Source organism: Zemynaea arenosa (assembly GCF_004614185.1).
Classification (GTDB): Bacteria; Pseudomonadota; Gammaproteobacteria; order Burkholderiales; family Burkholderiaceae_D; genus Telluria; species Telluria arenosa.
In genome coordinates this window covers 1-21,294 of record NZ_SPVF01000218.1, presented here as the reverse complement: position 1 = coordinate 21,294, position 21,294 = coordinate 1, and the positions used below count along the sequence as shown (strand labels likewise).

The 21,294-nt window shown below is 66.5% G+C and carries 20 protein-coding genes and 1 riboswitch; of the genes, 13 read left to right on the top strand and 7 right to left on the bottom strand.

Annotated features, from left to right (window positions below):
• Positions 1-9 precede the first annotated feature (9 nt).
• The 4 genes from purH to ruvB are packed head-to-tail and all read left to right on the top strand — an operon-like array spanning position 10 to position 3,836.
• Entirely contained in the window at positions 10-1,581 is a 1,572-nt protein-coding gene (gene purH / locus E4L96_RS16765) for a bifunctional phosphoribosylaminoimidazolecarboxamide formyltransferase/IMP cyclohydrolase (RefSeq protein WP_135208357.1), read from the top strand.
• A gap of 59 nt (positions 1,582-1,640) precedes the next feature.
• On the top strand, positions 1,641-2,180 hold the full coding sequence (ruvC, locus tag E4L96_RS16760) for a crossover junction endodeoxyribonuclease RuvC (protein WP_135208356.1): 540 nt from the start codon (positions 1,641-1,643) through the stop codon (positions 2,178-2,180).
• Positions 2,181-2,195: 15 nt separating this feature from the next.
• Entirely contained in the window at positions 2,196-2,774 is a 579-nt protein-coding gene (gene ruvA, locus E4L96_RS16755) for a Holliday junction branch migration protein RuvA (protein ID WP_135208355.1), read from the top strand.
• Between the two features lie 3 nt (positions 2,775-2,777).
• Positions 2,778-3,836: a Holliday junction branch migration DNA helicase RuvB gene (gene ruvB, locus E4L96_RS16750; protein WP_135208354.1), complete on the top strand. Its 1,059-nt coding sequence runs from the start codon at positions 2,778-2,780 to the stop codon at positions 3,834-3,836.
• Here ruvB and E4L96_RS16745 read toward each other — a convergent pair.
• Positions 3,833-4,276 carry an acetyltransferase gene (locus E4L96_RS16745; protein ID WP_135208353.1) on the bottom strand — a complete coding sequence of 148 codons (444 nt, stop codon included), beginning with the start codon at positions 4,274-4,276 and terminating at the stop codon, positions 3,833-3,835. The genes ruvB and E4L96_RS16745 overlap by 4 nt on opposite strands.
• Before the next feature lie 170 nt (positions 4,277-4,446).
• Between E4L96_RS16745 and E4L96_RS16740 the strand changes: the two genes are divergently transcribed.
• Positions 4,447-5,199 carry a hypothetical protein gene (locus E4L96_RS16740; protein ID WP_135208352.1) on the top strand — a complete coding sequence of 251 codons (753 nt, stop codon included), beginning with the start codon at positions 4,447-4,449 and terminating at the stop codon, positions 5,197-5,199.
• A gap of 12 nt (positions 5,200-5,211) precedes the next feature.
• On the opposite strand, the gene E4L96_RS16735 is transcribed toward E4L96_RS16740, so the two are convergent.
• The 6 genes from E4L96_RS16735 to E4L96_RS16710 form a co-directional block, all read right to left on the bottom strand.
• Entirely contained in the window at positions 5,212-6,198 is a 987-nt protein-coding gene (locus tag E4L96_RS16735; RefSeq protein ID WP_135208351.1) for a response regulator, read from the bottom strand.
• A 3-nt stretch (positions 6,199-6,201) separates the two neighbouring features.
• Positions 6,202-7,305: a hybrid sensor histidine kinase/response regulator gene (locus tag E4L96_RS16730; protein ID WP_135208350.1), complete on the bottom strand. Its 1,104-nt coding sequence runs from the start codon at positions 7,303-7,305 to the stop codon at positions 6,202-6,204.
• Positions 7,306-7,326: 21 nt separating this feature from the next.
• Positions 7,327-8,658, bottom strand: coding sequence for a sensor histidine kinase (locus E4L96_RS16725; RefSeq protein WP_135208349.1), 1,332 nt, complete (start codon positions 8,656-8,658; stop codon positions 7,327-7,329).
• Positions 8,655-10,049 carry a class I SAM-dependent methyltransferase gene (locus tag E4L96_RS16720; protein WP_135208348.1) on the bottom strand — a complete coding sequence of 465 codons (1,395 nt, stop codon included), beginning with the start codon at positions 10,047-10,049 and terminating at the stop codon, positions 8,655-8,657. The genes E4L96_RS16725 and E4L96_RS16720 overlap by 4 nt, the downstream gene beginning before the upstream one ends.
• Before the next feature lie 223 nt (positions 10,050-10,272).
• Positions 10,273-10,716: a DUF2147 domain-containing protein gene (locus E4L96_RS16715; RefSeq protein ID WP_135208347.1), complete on the bottom strand. Its 444-nt coding sequence runs from the start codon at positions 10,714-10,716 to the stop codon at positions 10,273-10,275.
• Positions 10,717-10,843: 127 nt separating this feature from the next.
• Positions 10,844-13,648: a valine--tRNA ligase gene (locus E4L96_RS16710; RefSeq protein ID WP_135208346.1), complete on the bottom strand. Its 2,805-nt coding sequence runs from the start codon at positions 13,646-13,648 to the stop codon at positions 10,844-10,846.
• A 173-nt stretch (positions 13,649-13,821) separates the two neighbouring features.
• Between E4L96_RS16710 and E4L96_RS16705 the strand changes: the two genes are divergently transcribed.
• The 8 genes from E4L96_RS16705 to E4L96_RS16670 all read left to right on the top strand — a co-directional run bounded on the left by E4L96_RS16705 (position 13,822) and on the right by E4L96_RS16670 (position 20,993).
• Positions 13,822-15,204: a serine hydrolase domain-containing protein gene (locus E4L96_RS16705; RefSeq protein ID WP_135208345.1), complete on the top strand. Its 1,383-nt coding sequence runs from the start codon at positions 13,822-13,824 to the stop codon at positions 15,202-15,204.
• A 41-nt stretch (positions 15,205-15,245) separates the two neighbouring features.
• Positions 15,246-15,662 carry a hypothetical protein gene (locus E4L96_RS16700; protein ID WP_135208344.1) on the top strand — a complete coding sequence of 139 codons (417 nt, stop codon included), beginning with the start codon at positions 15,246-15,248 and terminating at the stop codon, positions 15,660-15,662.
• 74 nt (positions 15,663-15,736) lie between these two features.
• Positions 15,737-15,845, top strand: a riboswitch (TPP riboswitch).
• 67 nt (positions 15,846-15,912) lie between these two features.
• On the top strand, positions 15,913-17,739 hold the full coding sequence (gene thiC / locus E4L96_RS16695) for a phosphomethylpyrimidine synthase ThiC (protein ID WP_135208343.1): 1,827 nt from the start codon (positions 15,913-15,915) through the stop codon (positions 17,737-17,739).
• Positions 17,736-17,939: a sulfur carrier protein ThiS gene (gene thiS / locus E4L96_RS16690; RefSeq protein ID WP_135208342.1), complete on the top strand. Its 204-nt coding sequence runs from the start codon at positions 17,736-17,738 to the stop codon at positions 17,937-17,939. The genes thiC and thiS overlap by 4 nt, the downstream gene beginning before the upstream one ends.
• A gap of 11 nt (positions 17,940-17,950) precedes the next feature.
• Positions 17,951-18,739, top strand: coding sequence for a thiazole synthase (locus E4L96_RS16685; protein WP_135208341.1), 789 nt, complete (start codon positions 17,951-17,953; stop codon positions 18,737-18,739).
• On the top strand, positions 18,736-19,668 hold the full coding sequence (gene thiD / locus E4L96_RS16680) for a bifunctional hydroxymethylpyrimidine kinase/phosphomethylpyrimidine kinase (protein ID WP_307721651.1): 933 nt from the start codon (positions 18,736-18,738) through the stop codon (positions 19,666-19,668). The genes E4L96_RS16685 and thiD overlap by 4 nt, the downstream gene beginning before the upstream one ends.
• A 14-nt stretch (positions 19,669-19,682) precedes the next feature.
• Complete coding sequence (thiE, locus tag E4L96_RS16675) at positions 19,683-20,321, top strand: thiamine phosphate synthase (protein WP_229414574.1); 639 nt, start codon at positions 19,683-19,685, stop codon at positions 20,319-20,321.
• 33 nt (positions 20,322-20,354) lie between these two features.
• Positions 20,355-20,993 (top strand): ANTAR domain-containing response regulator, encoded by a 639-nt coding sequence (locus tag E4L96_RS16670; protein WP_135208339.1) that lies wholly within the window; start codon positions 20,355-20,357, stop codon positions 20,991-20,993.
• Positions 20,994-21,294 lie beyond the last annotated feature (301 nt).

Genomic DNA, 21,294 nt, shown 5'->3' with positions numbered 1-21,294 from the left:
CCACTCCCCATGATCAAACAAGCTCTCATCTCCGTCTCCGACAAGACCGGCGTGCTGGAATTCGCGCGCGCGCTGGCGCTGCAGGGCGTGAACATCCTGTCCACCGGCGGCACCGCCAAGCTCCTCGCCGACAACGGCGTGCAGGTGACGGAAGTCGCGGACTACACCGGCTTCCCCGAGATGCTCGATGGCCGCGTGAAGACGCTGCATCCGAAGGTCCACGGCGGCATCCTGGCGCGCCGCGACCTGCCGGAGCACGTCTCCAAGCTGGAAGAGCACAACATCCCGACCATCGACATGGTGGTGGTGAACCTGTACCCGTTCCAGCAGACCGTGGCCAAGGACCAGTGCTCGCTGGAAGACGCGATCGAGAACATCGACATCGGCGGCCCAACCATGCTGCGCTCCGCCGCCAAGAACCACCGCGACGTGGTGGTGGTGTGCGACCCGGCCGACTACGCGCTGGTGCTGGACCAGATGAAGCAGGGGACCCTGGGCTACGACACCCGCTTCATGCTGGCCAAGAAGGTGTTCGCGCACACCGCGCAGTACGACGGCGCCATCACCAACTATCTCACCAGCCTCGGTGAGGACAAGCAGCACGCCACCCGCGCCGCCTACCCGCAGACCCTGAACCTGACCTTCGAGAAGGTGCAGGACATGCGCTACGGCGAGAATCCGCACCAGTCGGCCGCGTTCTACCGCGACCTGAACGCGGTGCCCGGTGCGCTGGCCAACTACCGGCAGCTGCAGGGCAAGGAGCTCTCCTACAACAACATCGCCGATGCGGATGCGGCCTGGGAATGCGTCAAGACCCTCGGTGGCCTGGGCCAGCCGGCCGGCTGCGTGATCGTCAAGCACGCCAATCCGTGCGGCGTGGCGATCGGCGCGGACGCGCTGGATGCCTACAGCCGCGCCTTGAAGACCGATCCGACCTCGGCCTTCGGCGGCATCATCGCCTTCAACGTGGAAGTGGACGGCCGCGCGGCCGAGGCGCTGGCCAAGCTGTTCGTGGAAGTGCTGATCGCGCCTTCCTTCACGGCGGAAGCGCGCACCATCATGTCCGCCAAGCAGAACGTGCGCCTGCTGGAGATCGCGCTCGGCGACGGCCAGAATCCGCAGGACCTCAAGCGCGTGGGCGGCGGCGTGCTGGTGCAGGCGCCGGACGCGAAGCTGGTCGGCCTCGGTGAACTGCGCGTGGTGTCGAAACAGCAGCCCACCCAGCAGCAGCTGCAGGACCTGATCTTCGCCTGGCGCGTGGCCAAGTTTGTGAAGTCGAACGCCATCGTGTTCTGCGCGGGCGGCATGACGCTGGGCGTCGGCGCGGGCCAGATGAGCCGCATCGACTCGGCGCGCATCGCCTCCATCAAGGCGCAGAACGCGGGCCTGACCCTGGCCGGTTCCGCAGTGGCGTCGGACGCGTTCTTCCCGTTCCGCGATGGCCTGGATGTGGTGGTCGATGCCGGTGCCACCTGCGTGATCCAGCCGGGCGGCTCGATGCGCGACCAGGAAGTGATCGACGCGGCGGACGAACGTGGCGTGGTCATGCTGTACACCGGCACGCGCCACTTCCGCCACTAATCCTGTTTGAACCCACTGCGTCGTTCCAGCCGAGGCAGGAACGACGTAGAATCTGAAGCATGATCATCCTCGGCATCGACCCCGGCCTGCGCACCACCGGCTTTGGCGTCATCGAAAAGCAGGGCAGCAAGCTGCGCTACCTCGCTTCCGGCACCATCAAGACCACCGCCGGCGAAACCGAACTTCCGCCGCGCCTGCGCATCATCCTCGATGGCGTGACGGAGCTGGTACGCACCTACCAGCCGACGGTCGCGGCGATCGAGAAGGTCTTCGTCAACGTCAATCCGCATTCGACCTTGCTGCTCGGCCAGGCGCGCGGCGCCGCCATTACCGCGCTGGTGGGGCAGGACCTGCACGTGGCCGAATACTCGCCCACCCAGATCAAGCAGGCGGTGGTCGGCACCGGCAAGGCGGCCAAGGCGCAGGTGCAGGACATGGTCTCGCGCCTGCTCCTGCTCCCCGGCCTGCCCGGCACCGATGCGGCGGACGCCCTCGGGGTTGCAATCTGCCACGCGAACAGCCATGATGCGCTGGCGCTGATCGGCACCGTGTCGCCCCAGCTGCAAGGCCTGCGCATGAAGCGCGGGCGCCTCGTTTAAATCTCCTGTGATCCCATGATCGGCCGCCTCTCCGGAATCCTGCTCGAAAAAGCGCCCCCGCAGCTGCTGGTGGACTGCAATGGCGTCGGCTACGAAGTCGACGTCCCCATGTCCACCTACTACAACCTGCCTCACACGAACGAAAAAGTCGTGCTGTACACGCACCTGATCGTGCGCGAGGACGCGCACCTGCTGTTCGGCTTCGGCACGCCGTCCGAACGCGCGCTGTTCCGGCAGCTCATCAAGATCAGCGGCATCGGCGCGCGCACCGCGCTGGCCATCCTGTCCGGCATGACCGTGGCCGACCTGTCGCAGGCGGTGACGCTGCAGGAAGCCGGCCGCCTGGTCAAGATTCCCGGCATCGGCAAGAAGACTGCGGAGCGCCTGCTGCTCGAGCTGAAGGGTAAACTGGGCGCGGACATCGGCGTGGTCGGCGGCGCGCCGCGCGACGACACCCAAACCGACATCCTCAACGCGCTGGCCGCGCTGGGCTACTCGGACAAGGAGGCGCTGGCCGCCATCAAGAACCTGCCGGCCGGGTCGTCCGTCTCCGACGGCATCAAGTTCGCGCTGAAGGCCCTCTCCAAAGGCTAAGCCATGAGCATTCAAACCGACGACTTCAACGAACAGCGCGTGGTCAGCGCCGCGCCTTCGTCGCCGAACGAAGAGGCGATCGAACGCGCGCTGCGCCCCAAACTGCTGGACGAGTACGTCGGCCAGGAGAAGATCCGCGACCAGCTGGAGATCTTCATCTCCGCCGCCCGCAAGCGCCAGGAAGCGCTGGATCACGTGCTGCTGTTCGGGCCACCGGGCCTGGGCAAGACCACGCTGGCGCACATCATTGCGCGCGAAATGGGCGTGAACCTGCGCCAGACCTCCGGGCCGGTGCTGGAGCGCCCGGGCGACCTCGCGGCGCTGCTCACCAATCTCGAACCGAACGACGTCCTGTTCATCGACGAGATCCACCGCCTGTCGCCGGTGGTCGAAGAAATCCTGTACCCGGCGCTGGAGGACTACCAGATCGACATCATGATCGGCGAGGGCCCGGCGGCGCGTTCCGTCAAGCTGGACCTGCAGCCGTTCACGCTGGTCGGCGCGACCACGCGCGCGGGCATGCTGACCAACCCGCTGCGCGACCGTTTCGGCATCGTGGCGCGGCTGGAGTTCTACAACGCCGAGGAGTTGTCACGCATCGTGATGCGCAGCGCGGCGCTGCTCAATGCCCCGATCCATGAAGACGGCGCGCGCGAAGTCGCCAACCGTTCGCGCGGCACGCCGCGGATCGCCAACCGCCTGCTGCGCCGCGTGCGCGACTACGCGGAAGTGAAGGGCAACGGCGACATCACCAAGGACATCGCCGACCGCGCGCTGGCCATGCTGGACGTGGACCGGGTTGGCTTCGACCTCATGGACCGCAAGCTGCTGGAAGCCGTGCTGCACAAGTTCTCCGGTGGCCCGGTCGGCATCGGCAACCTGGCGGCGGCCATCGGCGAGGAAGCCGACACCATCGAGGACGTGCTCGAACCCTTCCTGATCCAGCAAGGCTACCTGCAGCGCACCCCGCGCGGCCGCATCGCCACCCCGCTGGCCTACCGCCACTTCGGCCTCGCCGCCCCGCGCATCAATCCCACGGGCGACCTGTGGGACAACCCTTAACCCGCTTTTAGTTCCATGTGCACGATGGGGAAGGGCTGGCCCGCCCCGTCGAGCGGCGAACGCGCGTAGGCGGCAAAGCCCATGTGCTCATAGAAGCCGCGCGCCTGCGGGTTCTGTTCGTTGACGTCGACCTTGCGCGCGTCCAGGTGTGCGATGGCGTGCCGCACCAGCTGTGCACCCGCACCGCGGCCGCGGAAGGCATCGTGCACGAACAGCATCTCGATCATCCCTTCATGCACGCCCATGAATGCGTAGGGCTGGCCCTCGCCGTCGCGCAGCACGTGGATCGGCGTGAACTCCGCCAGCGCGCCGCGCACCAAAGGCACCAGCTGGGCGATGTCGTCTTCGGTGAGGAAGTGGTGCGTGGCGCGCACGGAGGACTCCCAGATCTCGAACAGGCGTTCGGTGTCGGCAGGGCGGGCGGTGTCGATAACAGGCATAGGGCTCGGATGCAAAACTGGCAATGCGAAAACGGTAACTCTCCATCGTACCCGAATCGCTCCGGAGTTTCGCCCTCCCGCGAGGGGGATTAAGAAGTTTTTAGGACAATTTGGCGAGACTCGACTGTCATAATGTCGCCTTTGCAGACGAATCCCCAGAGGAGAGTGTTATGAAGCCGATCCATCGCGCCCTGATCGCCGCCCTGGCCGCCGGCGCGCTCGCCCCGGTTGCCGCGCACGCGCAGTTCATGGACATGTTCAAGCAGGCGATGAGCAACGCCGCCGTGAATGCCGCCGCCGACAAGGTGGGTGACATCATCCGCAACCCCGGTTCCGTGACCAGCAAGGTGGGTGGCTCCAACGAAGCCCCGGCCGGCGCTGACCCTGCCGCACCGCTGGCCGCCGCCCCGGCCCCGGTGGCAAAAGCCGCCCCGGGCTGCCCGAAGAGCCGCGCCACTGCGCTGCCGTCCGTCGGCACCCGCCCGGCCGATTTCAAGCCGGAGATCCTGTGGCCCGCTGAAAGCAGCTGCCCGGCCTATGCCTTCTCCGATTTCAAGTTCGACGCGGCGAAAGAACAGCGCCAGAAATTCGTCGACGCCAGCGCCGTGTCATGCAGCGACTGCGAAGGCGGCAAGGACTACGAGGCCTGGGCCAACCACTACGTGACCTCGGGCGACTCCAAGAAATTCGAAGAGAAGCTGCTGGCGCTGAAGACCGGCGAGCACGTGACCTGGAAGGGCAAGAAGTTCAGCGGCGACATCGTCCTGACGGGCAGCGCCCCGGTCGGCGGCTTCCCGTGCAAGCAGTTCCACTGGACGCTGAAGGACAACAAGAGCGGCGCCGTGGCCGCCGAGCGCGAAGGGATGTACTGCGAGTACAAGGGCGAATACTCGGCCAGCGCGGGCTGGCACGAGGTCATCTGACCCCGGTCCCGCTCAGAACTTCTCGATCCACGCGGCCAGCTGCGCCGCATCCGTCGCGGCGGGGGCCTGTACCAGGCGCCCGCCGATCACATTCTCCCGGTTGTACATCTCCAGCGTGGCCCCGCGCCGCGTGAGCCACAGCAGGCCCGCGATCCACCCCGCGTGCGCTGCGGACGCCGGCCGTCCCGTCGATCCTTCCAGGTGCTCGGCCAGCAGGCGCGGGTCCACGATCACGCAGCCATCGGCCGTCGGCTGCAGCGCCGCACTGCACGGCCCTTGCGCCAGCAGCTCGCCGATCGCGGTGGGCGCGGCACCCGGCGCGCGCTGCTCCAGCGCCGCCAGCTGCTCGCGCACGGACCGTACCAGGCCCGCGTTGCGGTCCGCCTCCGCCGCCTCCAGGTCCGCAAAGTCCAGCAGCAGCCAGGATTCCTCATGCACCTGCACGCCCGCCAGTTCGGCCCCGCGCAGGTAGGCTTCGACCGGGACCGGCTGCTCGTCCTCCAGCAGCCCCGCGCACAGGGCGTACCAGGCCGCGATGCGCTGGCCCGCCGTCTGCCGCTGGCGCACGGTGAGCTTGTCGCGCATGAGGGCCGCGTGCTCCTGCCGCAGGCGCGCCAGGTCCAGCGCCTGCTTGAGCTCCATGCGCAGCGAGCTGATCTCCCACGGCTTCTGGATGTAGCGGTGGATCTGCCCCTGGTTCACCGCTTCCACCGTGTGTTCCAGCTCGGAGTAGGCGGTGGTCAGGATGCGCACCACCTCCGGATAGCGTTCGCGCGCATAGGTCAGCAGCTCGTTGCCGTAGGCGCCCGGCATGCGCTGGTCGGACACCAGCACCAGCAGGCTGTCCGCGTGGCGGTCCAGCACACGCTTGCCTTCCTCGACCGAGCCGGCGGTGGCGACGGGCGCCAGCGATCCGATCGCGCGCTCGAAGTATTTGATGGCGGTCGCTTCGTCATCGACGAACAGGATCGCGGGAGCGGTTACGGTTGCCTCGGTCATCGCTTAGTCCTTTTCGAGTACGGGAAAGTGAAGTGCGATCGTGGTGGATCGGCCCTGTTCCGAGTGCACGCAGATGCGGCCCCCGAACGATTGCATGACGCGGTTACAGAAGATCATGCCCCAGCCTGTGCCGCCTTTATCGGCATGCGCGCTGACGGGATCGATCAGCAGGCGTTCCATGACCTCGGCCGGGATGCCCGGGCCGTTGTCGCTGATGACGATGGAGGGCTCCGGCTGGGCGTCGACGATGAAGCGCAGCTGCGGGTTGGGCTGATCGGCCAGCGCACGCAGGGCGTTTCCCAGCAATGAGGACAGCACCAGGCTGACGCAGTGGGGCAGGGCGGTGACCGGAAAGTCGCCGCGCACCTCGACCGAGATCCCGGCTCGCTGGCCTGGGGTGAGCGGATAGGCATCGACCAGCGCATGCACCAGGTTGGCGCCGGTGGTAGTGTGCTCGCCACTGCGCCCCGGCGGCGCCGACTTGGCGCGTCGCACCGAGTCGACGAAGCTGGACAGCACGCCCATGCTGTAGCGCGCGTTGTCGTGCATGGTCGTCGCTACATTGGCCAGCTCCCCGGGCGGCATGCCGCCACTGTCGGCGCGGCGGCGCAACCCGCGCGCGAAGTTGGAGATGGTGGCCAGCGGCGTAGTGAGTTCGTGCGCCAGGAACGCCAGCGTCTCCTCGATCGCGATGAAGCTCTCGCGCCGTGCCATGCGGGCCCGCGCGCGCTGGGCGGCCAGTTGCAGGGTCCTGCGCAGGGTAGGCTGGTCGAGCGGCTTTTCCAGGATGCGCCATACCTCGCCGCTGTTCACGGCCTCGATCAGCATGTCCTTGTCCGCATACGCCGTGAGCACGATGCGCACGATGTGCGGATGGCTCAGCGAGATCCGCCGCAGCAGTTCGGTGCCATTCGCGCCCGGCATGCGGTAGTCGCACACCACCACGCGGATTTCATGCTCGGGGTCCGCGAGCAGCTCCGCCGCGTCCGCCACACTGGCGGCGGTGAGCACGTGAAAGGCTTCGCCGGCGGAGCGGGCGAAGTATTTGCGGGCCATCTCTTCATCGTCCACATACAGCACTGTGGGCGGGGCGCTGTCAGTCACCATGGCATGTCCTGTTTTTCCGTCTCAAGTTCCACGTGGGAGGTCGAACTGGAAGCGCGTCCATTCTCCGAGGACGCTGTCGGCGGTGAGAACGCCGCCATGGCGTTCGATCACGCTGTAGCTGATGGCCAGGCCCAGGCCGAGCCCCTTGCCCACCTCGCGGGTGGTGAAGAAGGGCTCGAACACGCGGGTCAGGTTTTCGCGGGCGATGCCGGGCCCGTTGTCGCGCACCGACACCCGCAGGCGCTCGTGCTCCCAATGCGCTTCGATGTCGATCGCCAGGTCGGTCCTGCCGCTGCCCCGGCCCGCGTGGGCCGCATTGCTCAGGAGGTTGATCAGGACTCCGATGATCGCGGCTTCGTCGCCCCGCACCAAAGTGTCCTCCGGCAGCACCCGGCTGATGCGCATGCCGCGCGTTTCGTGGCTCACCAGCCGCAGCGCCGAATCGAGCGCGGTTTCGAACAGGAAGTGCGAAGTGGTGAGCTCCGTGCCGCTCTTGCGGTAGGCGAAAGTCTTGAGGTCGGAGACGATGTGGTGCACGCGCTGCATGCCGCCGCGCGCGTCCTGCAAGCATTCGCGCAGCGAGCCGTTGTCCTGCGCGGCCGGCTCCTCCAAGGCGATGTCGATCGCCATCATGCTGTAGTTGACCGGGTTGTTCACCTCGTGCAGCAGGCCCGCCGCCAGGGTGCCGAGGGCGGCCATCTTCTCCTGCTGGAGCATCTGGCCCTTGATCTCGGTGAGTTCGCGGTTGGTGCGCTCCAGCTGTTGGTTGCTGGCCGCGACCTCCTCCTTCAGCCTGAAGGTCGTGAAGCGGGTGCGCTCGTTGAAGTAGGTGCAGACCGCGGCGATGGTGGTCGACATCAGAAGAAACAGCGAGTTGACCATGAAGGCCCCGCGCAGTTGCACCCCGTCCGGATGCGCCACGCAGGCGATGGTGTAGGCGGTGTAGGTGAGGATGCCGAAGCCTGCGTTCTCGAGCACCGTGAAGGGCAGCGCCAGGCCGGAGGCGAAGATCGCCAGGTGCAGGCCGCCGTAGTACAGCGAGGAGGCGCCCTCGGTGCGCGCGATCATCCAGGTGATCATCACCTGCGGCAGCATCAGCCAGATGAAGGTCAGCTCGCGCGCATGCGCCTCGCCCCAGGGCGTGCGCATGACCAGGATGATGGCCAAAATCAGGCCCGAGAAGAACAGCCGCGCCATGCCGAACAGGCTTTGCATGGACGGGTAGAGTGCATAGTCGAGCAGGCAGCCGGCCAGGATCAGGACGATGGCCGTGATGGCGCAGCCGCGGCTGAAGGCCAGGCGATGCTCGGCGATCTCCGCCTCGTAGCCTGCCTGCAGCGCGCGCGCGGTCATGCTGCCACCGTCGCTTCAGCAAACACATTCACGCCGGTGTCGTCCACGTAGACGCGGCGGGCCGCGGACTCCTTGGGCAGCACCTGTTCCAGCCCTTGCTCGTCGCGGTAGATCAGGTACCACTCCAGTAGGTGGCCCATCACGAACAGGCGCTCCGGGTTGCGCGCATGGACATTCGTGACCAGCACCGTGCCTCCGGCGCGGGTTCGGCTGGCGAAATGCTCGGTCAGGCGGCTGCACACCTTGTCGCTCAAATAGTCGAACAGGCCGGCGCAGTAGGCCGCGTCGAAGTCGCGCGGGCCGCTTTCGGTGCCGGTGCGGCGCTTGAGCAGGTTGTGCACCGAGTCGTGGGTGAACTTGAGGTGCACTTCCTTGCCCTGGCGGGCGGCGATGCCGGTCAGGGTCTGGCGGGTGTACTCCAGCGTCTCTTCCGAAAAGTCCACCAGCTCGAAGGACAGGAACTGCGGGTCCGGGTAGTCGCGGATGAAGCGCTGGATCTCGAGCGCCGGCCCGCAGCCCACGTTCAGTACCCGGAACGGGCGGCCCTGCTGGCGCGCGAGGTCCGCCTGGCGCTTCAGGAAGGAGACCAGGATGTCGATGCGGTTGCGGTGCGCCTGCGCCGCGGCGGCCTGCAGGAAGGCCGTATTCACGATCTGGAAGTAGGTGGTCGGCCCCTGGCGCGGGTCGTCGATCATCTGGTTCACCATCTGGTAGTCGCCCGCGTAGCCGAGCGGCTTGGTGAAGGTGCGGAACACGAAGGGCGCGCGCATGATCAGCGGGTGCAGCGCGGCCTGGGCGAAGGCGCGGTGGGCCGAATCGAGTTCGTCCTCCACGTGCGCGCATTCGCCTTCCAGCGCGCCGAAGTAGTGCTGCGCCTTCTGCATCAGCGGCGTGGCCAGTTCGTAGAACACGTCCGAACGCAGGCGCCCGTCCGCTTTGGGCAGCGCGTCCGACAGGTCCACCTGCTCCACCCAGCGCGAGACGTCGGCCAGGAAGGCGCGCGCCTCGTTCACCAGCAGCTGGTATTCGCGGCGGATGCGGAAGCGCTCACTCCAGCCGCTCACGAAGGTGCGCGCTTCGCTGCCCACGGAGCCCGGCGCCAGCGGCAGTTCGACCAGCTCGCGCCACTGGTCGATCAGCGTCACCGAGACGATTGCGGTGAGCCCTGTATTGACCATGCTGATCACGACCGCCTTGCCGACGTAGGCCGGCCGCGCGCCCATGCGCACGGTCAGCTCGTTCAGGACTTCGCTGACCTGGACGATCGAGTAGGGGTTGTAGATTTCCATGACCAGCGAGGTGCGCTGGAGGTTGACGATCGTGCCGCGCACGGCCTCGCCCTGCGTGTTCCGAAAACTGACGACCGGATCGATCTGATGTTGTGAGTACACGTGTGCGCGCCCCTTTTGATCCAGTATGCACCTCTGTGTATTGGGTGAGGTCAAATCACCCGCCTGATGGAATAAGTATAACGACCGTTTTCCTAAATGAAATGTTTAGTCGAAGGAAAAGTTGCATCTTTACGTCACTTTTTCCAATAAAAAAACCGCCTGATGAACAGGCGGCTTTTTGGCGAAACAAGCAATCGTTTGTTTCAGTTTTCCTTCACAAATCTTATTCCTGACGCACCCACGTCTGGGTCCGGCCCAGCATCGGCATGCCGATGTAGCCGCGCACGTCCAGCTTCTTGCCGCCGTCGACCAGCTTGAGCTTGGACTTGTAGGTCTTGCCGTTGCCCGGGTCGAGAATGGTGCCGCCGTTGTACTCGTTGCCGTCCTTGCGCAGGTTATTCAGGATGGTCATGCCGATGATCGGCTGGTCCTTGAGCTGGCCCTCGCACTTCACGCACTTGGGGTTCTGGTCTTCGTTCGTGGGGCGGAACAGCTTTTCGATGCGGCCTTCCAGCACGCCGTTGTTATCGCTGATGCGGATCAGCGCCTTGGGCTGGCCGGTCTGGTCGTCGATGTTCTTCCACAGGCCGACCGGGGTGTCCTGCGCCCAGGCGGAGGGCAGGGCCAGCACGGCGGCGGCGCAGGCGGCAAGGATCGAGGTACGCATGATGTGTCTCCGTTCGTAAGAATGTGGTTAAGGCTGGGTGGGACGAGTGTAGCAAAACGCCCACCGCAAAGGGTGGGCGCACGGGTCAATCACATGTCCCTGGGGGCCATTTCGGCGGCCCCGCAGGTCAGGCCACCGGCAACTTAGCAAACTGCTCGCGCATCTTCTCCAGGGTGGCGGAGAAGGTGGCCACGCGCTCGCGCTCCTGCTGCACCACGGCGGCCGGGGCACGGGCGACAAAGCTCTCGCTGGACAGCTTGCCGTTGGCCTTCGCGACTTCGCCTTCCAGGCGCGCGATCTCCTTGGACAGGCGCTCGCGCTCCGCAGCCACGTCGATCTCCACTTTCAGCATCAGCTTCGTGGTGCCGACCACGGAGACCGCGGCCGGGGACTCCGGCAGCACATCCACGATCTGGACTTCGGCCAGCTTGGCCAGCGCCTGGATGTACGGGGCGAATTCGCCGGCGGCCGTCTTGTCCGTACCCGCCGCTTCGATCAGCAGCGGCACGCGCAGGGACGGAGCCAGTTTCATCTCGCCGCGCAGGTTGCGGGTGGAGTCGATGAAGGTCTTGAGCTGCGCCATCCAGCCCTCGGCCTGTTCGTCGATCTTGGAGAGGTTCGCGATCGGGTAGGGCTGGGTCATGATGGAGTCGCCCGCCGCGTTGAGTGTCTTGCCGGCCAGCGGCGCGACGGCCTGCCACAGCGCTTCGGTCACGAACGGGATCACCGGGTGCGCGAGGCGCAGCACCACTTCCAGCACGCGCAGCAGCGTGTGGCGGGTGGCCTTCTGCTGGCCTGGAGTGCCATTCTGGATCTGCACCTTGGCCAGCTCCAGGTACCAGTCGCAGTACTCGTCCCACACGAATTTGTAGATCGTGTTGGCGATATTGTCGAAGCGGTATTCCTCGAAGCCTTCGGCCACGGCGGCCTCGGTGCGCTGCAGGAGCGAGATGATCCACTTGTCCGCCATCGACAGGTCGGCCTCGCTCGCGGTGCAGTCGTGGCCTTCGGTGTTCATCAGCACGAAGCGGGTCGCGTTCCACAGCTTGTTGCAGAAGTTGCGGTAGCCTTCGCAGCGATTCAGGTCGAAGTTGATGTTGCGGCCGAGCGAAGCCAGGCTGGCCATCGTGAAGCGCACCGCGTCCGTGCCGAAGGCCGGAATGCCGGCCGCGAATTCCTTGCGGGTGGCCTTGGCAATTTTCTCGGCGTCGCGCGGGTTCATGAGGCCCGTGGTGCGCTTGGCCACCAGGTCTTCCACCGCGATGCCGTCAATGAGGTCGATCGGGTCCAGCGTGTTGCCCTTGGACTTGGACATCTTCTGGCCATTCGCATCGCGCACCAGCCCGTGCACGTACACGGTGTGGAACGGGATCTTGCCGGTGAAGTGAGCGGTCATCATGACCATCCGCGCCACCCAGAAGAAGATGATGTCGAAGCCTGTCACCAGCACGGACGAAGGCAGGAAGGCGCTCATGTCCGGAGTCTGCTCCGGCCAGCCCATGGTCGAGAAGGGGACCAGGGCGGAGGAGAACCAGGTGTCCAGCACGTCGTTGTCGCGCGTGAGCGGGCCTGCCTGGCCTTTGGCTGCGGCCTGCGCCTGCGCTTCTTCCTCGGTGCGCGCGACATAGACGTTGCCGGCGGCGTCGTACCACGCCGGGATGCGGTGGCCCCACCACAGCTGGCGCGAGATGCACCAGTCCTGGATGTTGTTCAGCCACTGGTTGTAGGTGGTGGTCCAGTTCTCCGGCACGAACTTGATCTCGCCGCTGGCCACTTTTTCCAGCGCCACGTCGGCGATCGACTTGCCCGGGTTATAGGTGCCTTCCGGCGCCGGCTTGGACATGGCCACGAACCACTGGTCGGTCAGCATCGGCTCGATCACCACGCCGGTGCGGTCGCCGCGCGGGACCATCAGCTTGTGCGGCTTCACTTCCTGCAGCAGGCCGGCGGTGTCGAGGTCCGCCACGATCTGCTTGCGGGCCGCGAAACGGTCCATGCCGCGGTAGGCTTCCGGCGCCTCGTCGCTGATCTTCGCGTCCAGCGTGAGGATGGACGGCATCGCCAGGTTGTGGCGCTGGCCCACCTGGTAGTCGTTGAAGTCGTGCGCGGGCGTGATCTTCACGCAGCCGGTGCCGAAGGCCTTGTCGACATAGGAATCGGCGATGATGGGGATCTCGCGGCCGACCAGCGGCAGCACCAGCATTTTGCCGACCAGGTGCTGGTAGCGCTCATCGGTCGGGTCCACGGCCACGGCCACGTCGCCCAGCAGGGTTTCCGGGCGGGTGGTGGCCACGGTCAGGTGGCCGCTGCCATCGGCCAGCGGATAGCGGATGTACCACATCGAGCCGTCTTCTTCTTCCGACACCACTTCCAGGTCGGAGACGGCGGTGCCCAGTTTCGGGTCCCAGTTGACCAGGCGCTTGCCGCGGTAGATCAGGCCCTGTTCGAACAGGCGCACGAAGACTTCGGTCACGGTCTTCGAGCGCGGCTCGTCCATGGTGAAGTATTCGCGCTGCCAGTCGGGCGAGGTGCCAAGGCGGCGCATCTGGCCGGTGATGGTGTTGCCCGACTTTTCCTTCCACTCCCAGACCTTCTCGACGAAGGCTTCGCGGCCGAGGTCATGGCGCGAGATCTTCTGCGCGTCCAACTGGCGCTCGACCACGATCTGGGTCGCGATGCCCGCGTGGTCGGTGCCCGGCACCCAGGCGGTGTTATAGCCGCGCATGCGGTAGTAGCGCGTCAGGCCGTCCATGATGGTCTGGTTGAACGCGTGGCCCATGTGCAGGGTGCCGGTCACGTTCGGCGGCGGCAGCTGGATGCTGAAGGAGGGACGGTTGGTGTCGATGTGGGCGGTGTAGTAACCGCGCTTTTCCCACTCGGTGCGCCAGAACGCTTCTATGTCGGCGGGCTCGAAAGACTTGGCTAGTTCCATGGTCGGGGACTTGGGGGGAAGTGTATGTGATATCGGAATCGCACATTATAGATGACGGCACGCCTGTCCCCACGGGTGGGGGAGCTGACAACTTTGCGAAAGTTTTCGCGCAGGTTCCGTGCTAACTTGGGCCGTTGCCTGCCAATGGGGCCGGCTCACCAGGAGAGATATGCATGAAGTACCGGTTGATTCGCACGCTGCTGGCCTGCGTGGCCGCTGCCGCTTCGGCGGCGGCGCACGCCGACAAGGTGGACGACTATCTGCGCGCGCAGATGGCGCTCAACCACGTTCCCGGAGCGGCGGTGGCCATTGTCCGGGACGGGAAAGTGGTCAAGCTGCAGACCTACGGGCTGGCCAACCTGGAGTGGCAGCAGAAGGTGACGCCGGATACGCGCTTCCAGCTCGCGTCGTCGACCAAGCCGTTCACCGGCATGCTGCTGGCGCGGCTGGCCGAGGCGGGAAAGCTCAAGCTGGATGACAGCATCGCGCTCTATCTCAAGGACGCGCCGGAGGCCTGGAAGCCGGTCACGGTGCGCGAACTGGCCAACCATTCGTCCGGCATTCCGGACCAGGTCAAGACCAAGGATGGGGCCACGCTCGATGACTACGTGGCCGCGGCGGCGGCGCTGCCGTTGACGCATGCGCCGGGCGAATCGTCCGAATACGGGATCGGTGGCTACAATGTGTTGAGCAAGGTGATCGAAGTAGCCGCGGGGATGCCGTACACCGAGGCGCTAGTGAAATACGTGGTGGGGCCGCTCGGCCTGCGCGATACCGCCTTCGAGAACGCAACCGGGGAACCCAACAGGCGCAGCGTGGACGTGCTGCCACGCCGCGCCAGCGTGTACGACTGGAGCGATGGGCGACACGTGAACTTCAGCTTCTTCTTCGGGCCGATGAGCTATGACGCGGGCGGGCTGCTGACCTCCGCCGCCGACCTGGCCAAGGTCGCGGTGGCGCTGGACGGCACACGCTTCCTGCGGCAGGAGTCGAAGGATGCGATGTGGTGGCAGCAGCCGCTCGGCAAAGGAGGCGTCAACAATTTCGGTGCCGGCTGGGCGGTCCGCGAAATCAACGGCCACCGCACGGTCGGCCATTCGGGCGGTCCGGCACTCTCGGACATCCTGCATTTTCCGAAGGAGCGTGCGACCTTCATCGTGCTGACCAACGGGCAGTCGCTGTATCCGTACCTGGCGCAAGGCGTGTCCGAGCTGTACTTCCCGCCGCCGCCGATCGTCATGCCGACGGGGATTGCCGATACGCGTCCGGCGGTGACGGCGGAGCTGCGCGCGATGATCGCGGATGCACTGGCGGGCAAGGTGGACGAGTCCCGCTTCAGCGCGGGTGGGCGCAAGGACTTTGTGGGGCCGATGAAGACTTTCCTGCTGCCGTTCTTCCGGTCGCTCAAGGGTTTTGACGAGTTCGTGCTCGTGATCGACGAGCCGAAGGAGAGTGGCATCCATCGCCAGTACCGCGCGCGGCACGGGTCGAAGGCGGTGACCTGGGACTTTGGGCTGGACGCGGAGGGCAAGATCAACGGTTTCGGTCCAAAGTAAGGGCCGAACGAACAGGACGACTCGCAGCTAGGGAGGGGCGCATGATCGAATGCGACATGCTGATTGCGCAGGCCAAGGCCGCTCGCGCCGCGCGCGATTTGGCGCGGGCGGCGGTGCTGTATGGTGCTGCCGTGCAGTGCCTCCGGCACGCGGGCGAGGCGGACCAGCTGGCACACACGCTGCGCCATTTTGGCGACGTGCTGCTCGACGCTGGTGACGCTGCAGCCGCGCTGGCGCCGCTGGAGGAAGCCCTGCACCTGCGGCGCGCCGATGACGCAGTCGATCCGCTGGAACTGGCCAATACCCTGCGCCCGCTGGCGCTGGCCTACGGTGCTCTGCACCGCGACGCCGACTGCATCGCCACCTGGCGCGAAGCGCGGGATCTATACGCAGTGCGCGGCATCCGGCCCGGCATCGACGAAGCCAACCGCGCCCTGTCCCGCCTCGGCGCGGCCTGACTCATCTCGACGCGCCGCGCCGCCGGCCTTTGCGTTTTTCATAATCTGCGTATAATGCGCCCGTCGCCGCGAGGCGGCACAGCTAGGGGTCCTGCAATGCTCAGCGATGGGCGGCGCGGGTGAGAAACACCCTCTGAACCTGATCTGGATAATGCCAGCGAAGGGAAGCTTGTGAACCACCGCCGCCCGCGCCCTGCGTGCGCGCCTCGTTCGCGTCCTCCTTTGCTGGCTCCTCACGCAAAGGAGCCACATGACCTTCGATTCCGCCACCGCCACGGTGGACAGCGCCGCAGTCGCGCCATTCCCGCACTCCACCAAGACCTACGCCACCGGTCCCGGTACACGCGCCGATATCCGCGTGCCGATGCGCGCCATCGCGCAGCACGACACGCCGGACGCATTCGGCGGCGGGGCCAATCCGCCCATCTACGTCTACGACACCTCGGGCCCGTACACCGATCCCGAAGCCCGCATCGACATCCGCGCCGGCCTGCCCACACCGCGCGCGCCATGGATCGCGGAACGCGGGGACACGGAGCTGCTGGACGGCCCCACCTCCGCCTTCGGCCGCGCGCGGCTGGAGGACCCGGCGCTTGCTCAGCTGCGCTTCCAGCTCACGCGCCAGCCGCGCCGCGCGCGCGCCGGTGCCAACGTCACGCAGATGCACTACGCCCGCCGCGGCATCATCACGCCCGAGATGGAGTTCGTGGCCCTGCGCGAGAACCTGCAGCGCGAGGCCTACCTGGACTCGCTCGATGCGCGCGGCCGCGAACTGCTGCTGCGCCAGCACCGCGGCCAGGCGTTCGGCGCCGCGCTGCCGGCGCAGATCACGCCAGAATTCGTGCGCGCCGAAGTGGCGCGCGGCCGCGCGATCATCCCCGCCAACATCAACCACCCGGAAGTGGAGCCGATGGCCATCGGCCGCAATTTCCTGGTCAAGGTCAACGCCAACATCGGCAACTCCGCAGTGACCTCGTCCATCGGCGAGGAAGTGGAAAAGATGACCTGGGCCATCCGCTGGGGCGCGGACACGGTGATGGACCTCTCCACCGGCAAGCACATACACGAGACGCGCGAATGGATCGTGCGGAACAGCCCCGTCCCCATCGGCACCGTGCCGCTGTACCAGGCGCTGGAAAAAGTCGGGGGCAAGGCCGAGGACCTGAGCTGGGAAATCTACCGCGACACCCTGATCGAACAGGCGGAGCAGGGCGTCGATTACTTCACCATCCACGCGGGCGTGCTGCTGCGCCATGTGCCGCTGGCGGCCAAGCGCATGACCGGTATCGTTTCGCGCGGCGGCTCCATCATGGCCAAGTGGTGCCTGGCGCATCACCGCGAGTCCTTCCTCTACACGCACTTCGAGGACATCTGCGCGATCATGAAGGCCTACGATGTGTCGTTCAGCCTTGGCGACGGACTGCGTCCCGGCAGCGTGTACGACGCCAACGACGAGGCCCAGCTGGCGGAACTCAAGACCCTCGGCGAGCTCACCCAGGTCGCGTGGAAGCACGACGTGCAGACCATGATCGAAGGCCCCGGCCACGTGCCCATGCAGCTCATCAAGGAGAACATGGACCTGCAGCTGGACCAGTGCGACGAGGCGCCGTTCTACACCCTCGGCCCGCTCACGACCGATATCGCGCCCGGCTATGACCACATCACTTCCGGCATCGGCGCCGCGCAGATCGGCTGGTACGGCACGGCTATGCTGTGCTACGTGACGCCCAAGGAGCACCTCGGCCTGCCAAACAAGGACGACGTCAAGGAAGGCATCATTACCTACAAGATCGCGGCGCATGCGGCGGACCTGGCCAAGGGCCACCCGGGTGCGCAGATCCGCGATAACGCGCTGTCCAAGGCGCGCTTCGAATTCCGCTGGGAGGACCAGTTCAACCTGGGCCTGGACCCGGTCCGCGCGCGGGCCTATCACGACGAGACCCTGCCGAAGGAGGCCAGCAAGGTGGCGCAGTTCTGCTCAATGTGCGGGCCGCATTTCTGTTCGATGAAGATCTCGCAGGACGTGCGGGCATCGGAGTCCGCCAAGACGGTGGTGATGATGAAGGAGCACGCATGATCGACGTGGAGATCAACGGCGAGACGCGGCGCGTGCCCGCCGCACAGACGCTGGCAGAACTGGTGCATGAGCTGGGGCTGGCGGAGCAGGGCATCGCGCTGGCGGTCAACCGCAACGTGGTCCCGCGCCAGCAGTGGCATGCACATACGCTGGTCCATCGGGACCGGGTCGATATCGTCCGCGCCATCGGTGGCGGCTGAGGGGAATCAGGATGAATAACACGAACGACAAATTGACCATCGCCGGGCGCGCATATGACTCGCGGCTGCTGGTCGGCACCGGCAAGTACAAGGACTTCAACGAGACGCGCGATGCAGTGGAGGCGTCTGGTGCGCAAATCGTCACGGTGGCGATCCGGCGCGTGAACCTGGGGCAGCATCTGGGCCAGCCCAACCTGCTCGATGTGCTGCCGCCATCGCGCTACACCATCCTGCCCAATACGGCGGGCTGCTACAGCGCGGACGACGCGGTCTATACGCTGCAGATGGCGCGCGAGCTGCTGGGTGGGCACAAGCTCGTGAAGCTGGAGGTGCTGGGGGATGAGACCACGCTGTTCCCCAACATGCCGGAGACCTTGGCCGCGGCCGAGCGGCTGGTGCGCGATGGGTTCGACGTGATGGTCTATTGCAGCGACGATCCGATCCAGGCGCGCATGCTGGAGCAGATCGGGTGTGCCGCCATCATGCCGCTGGCGTCGCTGATCGGGTCCGGCATGGGGATTCTGAATCCGTGGAATCTGCGGCTGATCGTGGAGCAGGCGAGGGTGCCGGTGATCGTGGACGCCGGTGTGGGGACGACGTCGGATGCGGCGATCGCGATGGAGCTGGGCTGCGACGGGGTACTGATGAACACCGCCATCGCGGCGGCGCGCGAGCCGGTGCGGATGGCGCATGCGATGCGCTTGGGCGTGGCAGCCGGGCGTCAGGCCTTTCTCGCCGGCCGCATGCCGCGCCGCTTCGCCGCCAGTCCCTCGTCCCCGTTGGAGGGCCTCGCCACGTGAGCAGTGCCGCGACACTGCGCGGCGGCGCCTCGGCGGGTGGCGGCGAGTCGCGCCACAATGCCGGGATGGGCGCGCCCACAGGGCGGCAGTTCCCGCACCACGCGCGCCCGGCGGTGCTGGTGTTTGCGGGGCTCGATCCGTCGGGCGGCGCGGGCATCGCGGCGGATATCGAGGCTATTTCCGCCAACGGTGCGCATGCGCTGCCGATCGTGACGGCGCTGACGGTGCAGGACCAGAATCGCGTCCACGGGCTGCAGTGCGTGGACGCGGCGCTGATCGAACGGCAGGCGCGCGCGCTGGTCGATGGGGGCGTTGCGATCCACGCCGTGAAGCTGGGCGTTCCCGGTAATGCCGCGAACGCCCACGCCATCGCGCGTGTGATCACCCACCTGCGCAAGCGCGACCCGCAGCTGCCGGTGGTGCTGGACCCGGTGCTGGCCAGCGGCGCCGGCGACGCACTCTCGCAGGATGAATATGCAACCAAATGGTTGCATATTCTGCTCCCGCTGGCCACCATCGCCACGCCCAACGAGCCCGAGTCGCTGGCCGCCGATTACAGCGCCGTCCCGCACCTGCTCGTCACCGGCGGCCACTCCGACGGCCCCACAATTCTCAACCAGTGGCACGCCCGTTTGCACGCCTGCGACCACGCGCCCGCGCGGGCGCCTGCGCCAAGGCTGGGCAGCGTACCGGCATCGGTGCCTGCGTCGCCGGGCGCGCCGAAGCGCACCTGGAGCTGGCCGCGCCTGCCCGGGAGCTTTCACGGCAGCGGATGCACGCTCGCCGCCAGCATCGCCGCCGCCCTCGCGCGCGGACTGCCGCTGGAGGACGCTCTCATGCAGGCTCAAACCTACACGCATCGCACCCTGTCCAAGGCCTACGCCATCGGCGCCGGCCAGCTGATCCCACGCCGCGCCCTTCACACATGATGAAAGCTCATCCCATGCAAGGCCTCTACCTCGTCACCCCTGATTGGACCGACACCGCCCGCCTGCTCGCCGCCACCGCAGCCGCGTTGCAAAATGGCGCCGCCTTGGTCCAGTACCGCAACAAGACGGCTTCCGCGGATCTGCGGCTCGCACAAGCCACCGCCCTGCTGGCGCTGTGCCGCGGCTACCAGTGCCCCTTGATCATCAACGACCACATGGACCTCTGCCAGCGGCTCGACGCCGACGGCGTCCACGTCGGTGGCCGTGATGCCAGCGTCGCCGAGGCCCGCCAACAACTGGGACCGCACAAGATCGTCGGCGCGTCCAGCTACGGCGACCTGCAGCGTGCCCGCGACGCCCACGCGCAGGGCGCCAGCTACCTGGCTTTCGGGGGCTTCTATCCGTCCACCAAAAAGCACTACGACTTCCGCACCGACCCCGCCATCGTCAGCGCAGCGGCAAACAGCATCCCGCTCCCTCTGGTGGTCATCGGCGGCATGACCAGGGAGCGCGCCGCTCCGCTGATAGAGAGAGGCGCCCACATGGCCGCCGCCATCTCCGCCATCTACGACGCCGCCGACCCCGGCGCGGCCGCCGCGGAGATGGCCGCGCTGTTCCCCGTACCTACGCCGAACAACAACGGTGCCCTGTAGCCGATCGATCAACTGCCCCGTATAATCGGCGCCATGAACCAGCCCACCGCCGCCACCAAGCGCCAGGTCCTGATAGTCGATGACGATGAGCTGCTGCTCGCCTTCCTGGGCGAGGTGCTGCGTCATCATGGCTACGACACGGTCCAGGCCGAATCCGCCGAGGAAGCCCTGGAGCACGTCGCCGTGCGTGAGCCGGACATCGCCCTGCTCGACATTTCCATGCCCGGCATGTCCGGCCTGGAGCTGGCGCGCCACCTGCACAGCAAGACTTCCGTACCCTTCATGTTCCTGTCCGGGAGCGGCACCGCCGAGTCGAGCAAGCAGGCCGCGGCCCACGGTGCCGTGGGCTTCATCGTCAAGCCGGTGGATGCCGAGCGCCTGATGCCGGCCTTTGAAGCGGCCCTGGCGCGCGCGGACGAGATCCGCCAGCTGCGCCGCACCGAGATGAACCTCAACGCCGCGCTGGCTGCGGGCCGCGAGACCAGCCTCGCCGTCGGCCTCCTGATGAGCAAGTTCCACACCGACCGCAACACCGCCTTCGAAGTCCTGCGCGACCACGCCCGCTCTTCGCGCCGCAAGATCAATGAGGTGGCGGAGCAGCTGCTGACGGCGGAAGAGACCCTCAACGCCTTGCATTCCGCTTTCAACAATCGCCTGAAAACAACGAAGTAATCGGGCCGATTGTAAAATTCTATCCATAAAGCAACACATTGCGCGCAACGTTCAGGTACACTTCCTCCTGACGCCCGTTGCGCGTTTCGTGGCCTGACCTCTCGTACGTCGGGCCGCTCATCCTGCCGCCCTGTTCCCTGCGGCCGCCTTCTTTCCTCGGCCCCAAGCACCGCCGATTGACTTTCCAGCTTCACCCGCTGCGCCCATGCGCACACCGGCTGGACACGATATCGAGGAACACACCATGCCTGACCTGAATTCGTCGCGCTGCCGCCCGCAGCCAGCCGCGCCGGATGCTGCC